This is a genomic window from Sagittula sp., from assembly GCF_052825245.1.
This window is the reverse complement of record NZ_JBRBWD010000014.1, coordinates 197,428-203,427: the sequence shown is the minus strand read 5'-3', so window position 1 is coordinate 203,427 and position 6,000 is coordinate 197,428. Positions and strand designations below refer to the sequence as shown.

5 protein-coding genes are annotated in these 6,000 nt (G+C 69.5%); all 5 read right to left on the bottom strand.

The genetic code is table 11. The features are described 5' to 3' along the window. Nucleotides 1–225: 225 nt before the first annotated feature. The 5 genes from ACU0DV_RS04600 to pcaD all read right to left on the bottom strand — a co-directional run bounded on the left by ACU0DV_RS04600 (nucleotide 226) and on the right by pcaD (nucleotide 5,535). Entirely contained in the window at nucleotides 226–1,311 is a 1,086-nt protein-coding gene (locus ACU0DV_RS04600; RefSeq protein ID WP_370311829.1) for a Zn-dependent alcohol dehydrogenase, read from the bottom strand. 101 nt (nucleotides 1,312–1,412) lie between these two features. After that, a complete protein-coding gene (locus tag ACU0DV_RS04595) occupies nucleotides 1,413–2,618 on the bottom strand; it encodes a TCR/Tet family MFS transporter (RefSeq protein WP_100927939.1) in 1,206 nt (401 codons plus the stop codon). Nucleotides 2,619–2,621: 3 nt separating this feature from the next. Continuing rightward, nucleotides 2,622–3,947 (bottom strand): class-II fumarase/aspartase family protein, encoded by a 1,326-nt coding sequence (locus ACU0DV_RS04590; RefSeq protein WP_446242506.1) that lies wholly within the window; start codon nucleotides 3,945–3,947, stop codon nucleotides 2,622–2,624. Between the two features lie 66 nt (nucleotides 3,948–4,013). Then, entirely contained in the window at nucleotides 4,014–4,724 is a 711-nt protein-coding gene (locus ACU0DV_RS04585; protein WP_446242505.1) for an alpha/beta fold hydrolase, read from the bottom strand. 25 nt (nucleotides 4,725–4,749) lie between these two features. After that, entirely contained in the window at nucleotides 4,750–5,535 is a 786-nt protein-coding gene (pcaD, locus tag ACU0DV_RS04580) for a 3-oxoadipate enol-lactonase (RefSeq protein ID WP_446242504.1), read from the bottom strand. Nucleotides 5,536–6,000: the final 465 nt, after the last annotated feature.

Genomic DNA, 6,000 nt, shown 5'->3' with positions numbered 1-6,000 from the left:
TCCGTGGTGAGCTTGACGAGGATCCAGTAGCGGCCCCCCCAGCCGGGGTGCGGCGGGGCGGTGACGATGATGTCGAGGTCCTTGAGGATCATGGGCTGTGCTCCTGCATGGTTTCGGGCCGCGTCCCGCGACCCGACCGGCCGGGAGAGGCGCTGCCTCCCCCGGACCCCCTCCGAGGTATTTCTGCCAAGATGAAGGGGCGGGGCGCGCGTGACCTGTGTGGGGTCAGGTGTCGAAGAGGATGACGTTGCGGCGGGCGCCGCCGGTTTTGGTGTCGGCGATGGCCTCGTTGATCTGGTCGAGGGACCAGCGCCCGGAGACCAGTTCGTCGAGCTTGAGGCGGCCCTGGCGGTAGAGGTCGGCCATCCAGGGGATGTCGCGGCGGATCACCACGTCGCCCATCTTGGAGCCGATCATCTGCTGGCCGGTGTAGGCGGGCACGACTGGTTCGTACTGCGCCATGGCGCCGGTGTGGGGCATGCCGACCATGACCATGCGTCCGCCCCAGCCGAGGTAGCGCATCGCCTGTTCGTAGGCGGGGATGGCGCCGACGGTCACGGCGACCACGTCGGCGCCCTTTCCGAGGGCCTTCAACGCGGCTTTCCACGGGGCCTTCGACGTGCCCAGCACCGCGTCGGTGGCGCCGAATTCGCGGGCGATCTCCAGCTTGGCCTCCGACATGTCGACGGCGACGATGCGGCGGGCGCCGGCGATGCGGGCGCCCTGGATGGCGTTCAGGCCGACGCCGCCGGCGCCGATCACGACCACGTCCTCTCCGGCGCGCAGGCGGCCGGCGTTGACCACCGCGCCTATGCCGGTGATGACGCCGCAGGCCAGGAGGCAGACGCCCTCGGCGGGCAGGGTTTCGGGGAGGGGCACGACCTGGCTCTGATCGACGACGACGCGCTCGGCGAAGGCGCCGCAGTTCATCGCCTGCACGACCGGGGTGCCGTCGGGGCGGGACAGGGGCGAGGGGCGTCCGCCCTGGTTCTCGCAGATCGTCGGTTTGCCGGAGTTGCAGTTCACGCAGGCCCCGCAGGAACGGATCAGCGTGACCACGACCCGGTCCCCTTCGGAGAGGCCCTTCACGCCATCGCCGAGCGCGGTGATGCGGCCGGAGGCCTCGTGGCCGTAGACGGCCGGAAGGTCGCCGCCCCATGCGCCGTCGGCGTAGGAGATGTCGGAATGGCAGATGGCGACCGCCTCCAGCGTGACCTCGATCTCGCCGGTTCCGGGGGCGCGCAGATCGAGGTCCTCGATCGTCAGAGGCGCGTTGAAGGCGGTGCAGACCGCCGCGCGGATGCGTGTCATCCCAGTCTCCCTGTTTTCCCCGGAGGGTTCACCGCCTCGTCCCGGGGTTCAAGCCGGAAAACGACATGGGGGTGGCAGAAGGGCGAATGAGGCCGGGGTTTTCAGGCGACCGCGTGTCTGGGCGCGCGGGTGAGGAACAGCGTCAGCGCCACGACGATCAGCCCGAGCGACACGAGGAAGGGCGCGCCGGGGAAGGGATCGGCCCGTTCCGGCGCCGTGAAGGCGGCGAAGACGGAGGTCATCATGATCGGCGAGACGGCGGCGGCCAGCGCGGCGGTTGAGGTCAGCAGGCCCTGCAGCGCCCCCTGCCGGTCGTCGCCGAGGCTCTGGCTCATCATGCCCTGCATCGCCGGGCCGAAGGTGCCGCCGAGTGCCGCGAGCGGGATCAGCGCCAGCACCGTGCGGGTGTTGTCGAGGAAGGGGATCAGCGCGTAGGCGATGGCGGCGCACAGGAGGCCGAAGACCACCGTCCCCGATTCTCCGAACCGCCTGAGCAGGAGCCGGATCACCCCGGCCTGCACGAAGGCGAAGGACAGGCCGAAGGCGCCCAGCGTGGTGCCGATGATCGCGCTGGACCAGCCGAACTGCGCATGGCCGAAGAACGCCCAGACGGACGGATAGACCGCGAAGGCCACGTGGTAGAGGAACATGATCGCCAGCCCGCGGCGGATGCCCGGCACGCGCGTCATGATGAGAAAGGCGCTGAACGGGTTGGCCTCGCGCAGGCGGAAGCGGCGGCGGTTCTCCGGCTTGATGGTCTCGGGGAAGGCGAGCAGGCCGAGGATCGTGTTGAGCGCGGCCAGAACGGCGGCGGCCCAGAAGGGCGCGCGGGTCCCGAACTCTCCGAGCAGGCCGCCGATGGTGGGGCCGAGGACGAAGCCCAGCCCGAAGGCCGCGCCGATCAGCCCGAAGGCGGCGGAGCGTTTCTCCGGCGGGGAGAGGTCGGCCATGGCGGCGAAGGCGGTGGAATGCGTGGCAGAGGCGAAGCCGCCGATGATCCGGGCGATCAGCAGCACCACGAGGCTGTGGGTCATGCCCATCACCGCATAGTCCACGACCATCAGCGCCAGCGTGCCCAGCAGGATGGGTTTGCGCCCGTAGGTGTCAGACAGCGCGCCCAGAAGCGGCGCAAACAGGAACTGCATCGCCGCGAAGACCGTGCCCAGGACCCCGCCCCAAAGCGCCGCGCCGGAGAGGCCGCGGCCGGAGACTTCCTCGATCAGGTCCGGCATGACCGGGAGGATCAGGCCGATGCCCATGGCGTCGATGGCCACGGTGATGAGGAGGAAGAGGACGGGCAGGCGCAAGGGTCAGATCGCCTTTGTCACGGCAGCGGCAAAGGCGCGGGCCTCGGACGGGGCGGTCCCGAGCTGGCGGGTCGCGTCGAAGAGGTCCGCCGGCAGGTCGGGCCATTCCGCGCGGGCCGCGTCGGTCAGCGGCGTGCCGGAGGCTTGGGCCGATTTGATGAGGTCCTTGACGGCGGCCTGCGCCTGTGGCCGGGGCATCCGGTCGGTCAGGGCGAAGGAGAGTGCCTCTGCGATCAGGAGGCCGCCGGTGGCGTCGAGCGTCGTCTGCATGGCGCTCGTGTCGGGAGAGAGTGTCTCTGACAAGTCTTGCATAAGTGTCAACGCGGCGGACGCTGCCAGCACCAGCTGCGGCAGGGTCAGCCATTCGGTGAACCACGCGGCGCCGTCGCGCTGCTGACGGTGCAGGGCCGCGCCGTCCAGAGTGGCGGACAGGCCCTGCACGTGGCGGGCCAGCGCAACCATGGCGGAGGGCGCAACCGGGTTCTGTTTCTGCGGCATGGTGGATGAGGCCCCGGCGCCGCCGAGGCGGACCTCGGATATGCCGGACTGGGTGGCGAGCACGAGGTCCTCACCCATCTTGCCCGCGGCCAGTGCGGTGCGGGCGAACCACCCGGCGATGGTCAGCACGGGCGTGCGATCGGTGTGCCAGGCGTGGCCGGGATCGTTCAGGCCCAGCTTTTCGGCCAGCGCGGCACGCAGGGCCACGGGATCGGGGCCGAGGGCGGATGCGGTGCCTGCCGCGCCGGACAGGGACACGAAAAGCTGGGCGCGCACGCGGGGCAGGTCCTCGAGCGCGGTCAGCAGCGGCCAGCCCCATTGCGCGACCTGCGCGCCGAAGGCGGTGGGCGTTGCGTGCTGGCCGTAGGTGCGGGCGGCCATGGGCGTCTCGGCGTGATCGCCTGCAAGCTTTGCAAGCCCTATCAGCGTGGCCTTCAGCCGGTCCTCCTGCAGCGCCAGCGCCTGCCTCAGCCGCAGCATCAGCCCGGTGTCCTGGATGTCCTGCGACGTCGCGCCCCAATGCAGGTACTGCGCATGCTCGGGGGCCATCATCGCCTCGCGGAAGGCGGCGACTAGTGCGGGTGTCATCACTCCGTTCTGCGCCGTGGCCTTGGCCAGTCCCACGGGGTCGACCTGGCATTCGAGCGATGCGCGGTGGATCGCGGCGGCGGCGGTCTCGGGGATCACGCCCGCGGCGCCCTGCACCTGCGCCAGTGCGCCCTCGACCAGCATCATGGCCCGGACCTCGGCGCTGTCGGAGAACAGCCGCGAGGTTTCACCGGTCGGGAAAAGACCGGACAGGTGGGCGCTGTCGAAGGGCGTTGCGGGCATGTCGTGTTCCTTTGTCCTCCGTGCGCCGCAGGTTTGCGTGGCGGCATCCGAAGTCCGGGGTCTCTGTCACATTGCAACGATTTTGTGAAGCAGAGACGCAAGGTCCCCCGGCATGGAGAAGAACGGAGAGTGGGAGCTTTGCAACGAAAACACGTCTTCGGGGGCGAAGCGTTCGGCCATTTTCCGTTGGAAATCCGGGGGGATGGCGCGGTCATCGGTGCAGACGATGTAGCTGCGCGGCAGGGCCTGCGACTTTTGCGACAGGGCGATGGCCGTGCCGGAGGCCGCGGTGGATTCGGCACACAGACGGGGCAGTGCGTAGGCGTCGGTGCCGGGCGGGCAGTCGTGGTAGAAGTTGCCGGTGCTCGCGGAGAGGTCGAAGGTGAAGCTGAGCTTGGTGTCCGAGAGGCGGATCAGCGGCACCAGCGGCTGTTCGTCCGCCTGCATCCGCATCTGCGCGAGGCTGTGCCCCGGCCAGGGTGTGTAGGCGCAGAGGTAGACGAGGCGCCGGATGTTGGCCGGGTCGATCTCGGCGGCCTGGGTGATCGAGTAGCCGCCCATGGAGTGGCCGACGACCACGGTGGGTTCGGTCAGCGCGTCGACGATGGCCTGCCCGAAGTCGTGGAGCGTGGTCTCCTCGATCGGGGTGGGGTCGTCGCCGTGGCCGGGCAGGTCGATGGCGCGGGCCTCGTGTCCCAGCGCCTCGAGCGCCGGGATCACGTCACGCCAGCACCATGCCCCGTGGGCCGCGCCGTGGATCAGCAGGAAGCGGGCCATCAGGCGGATTGTCCTGTCATGCCGGTCATGCGCCCTGGGCTTTCAGGAAACCGGTGAGAACGCGGGCGTATTCCTCGGGCTGCTCGACGCTGGGCAGGTGGCCCGCATTGCGGATCAGGTGCTTCTGGCTGCCGGGGATCAGGTCGGCGGTTTCGAACACCAGATCGGGCGGGGTGGAGCCGTCCTCCGACCCGGCAATGGCCAGCGTCGGCAGGCGCAACCCGCTGGTGGAACTGATGAAATCGGTGCCGGAGATGGCCGCGGCGCAGCCCGTCCAGCCTTCGGCCGGGGTGCGCAGGAACATGTTGCGCCAAGCTGGAAATTCCTCGGTCTGGTGGAAGGGTTTGGAGAACCAGCGGTCCATAGTTGGGTCGACGATGTCGGCGAGGCCGGCCTTTTCGACATTGGCGATGCGTTCGGCCCACATGTCGCGGGTGCCGATCTTGGCGGCGGTGTTCGAAAGCACCATGGCGCGCACCAGATCGAGGCGCTTGGCGGCCAGTCCCTGCGCGATCATGCCGCCGATGGAGAGGCCCACGAAGATCGTGTCCTTCAGCCCGAGGTGGTCCATCAGGCGTTCGGTGTCGGTGATCAGCGCGCCCATGGAATAAGGGCCCTTGGGCGTGTCGGAGAGGCCGTGTCCGCGCTTGTCGAAGCGCAGGATTCGCAGGTTGTCGGGCAGCATCGGCAGGATCTCGTCCCAGAGCCGGAAGTCGGTGCCGAGCGAGTTGGCGAAGACGACGGGGGTGCCGTCCTCCGGGCCGGTCAGGGCATAGTGGATACGGGTGTCGCCGAGCTGGACTGTCTGCATTGGGGCCTCCTGTGTGCCCCCTGTTTAACCTTGGTTGACGACCTGCGGAAGGTGTTGCGGACAAGGGCCCGTGGCGGGTTAACGGTGCGTCCGGTGGCGCGGCGCGGTCCATATCTTGGGGTTGGCCGGGGCGCGGGCCACAAGCCGACGCCGGGCCGGAGCGGCGTTAACCGGATGTTATGGGGCGAACCGGCCGGTTCGGGGGGCCTTTCCGGCCGGTTGGCAAGGTTGGTTAATTTCCGTTCACGAAGGGCGTTAAGGAAGGCGGGAAAGCGGGCTGCGACGGGGGGGGCGACCCTGGAACGCCCGGTGGTCGGGCGGGGGCGAGGGGCATTCCCGTGCGTGCCCGTCGGTCGTGCGGTCGTGGCGGCTGCCTTCGGCGCCGGTCGCGTCGTGTTGCGGCGGGCAGCTTTCCGGGCGCCCCGACTGAAGCCCCTGCGGGCTTCAGCGGCCCACCCTCCAAGC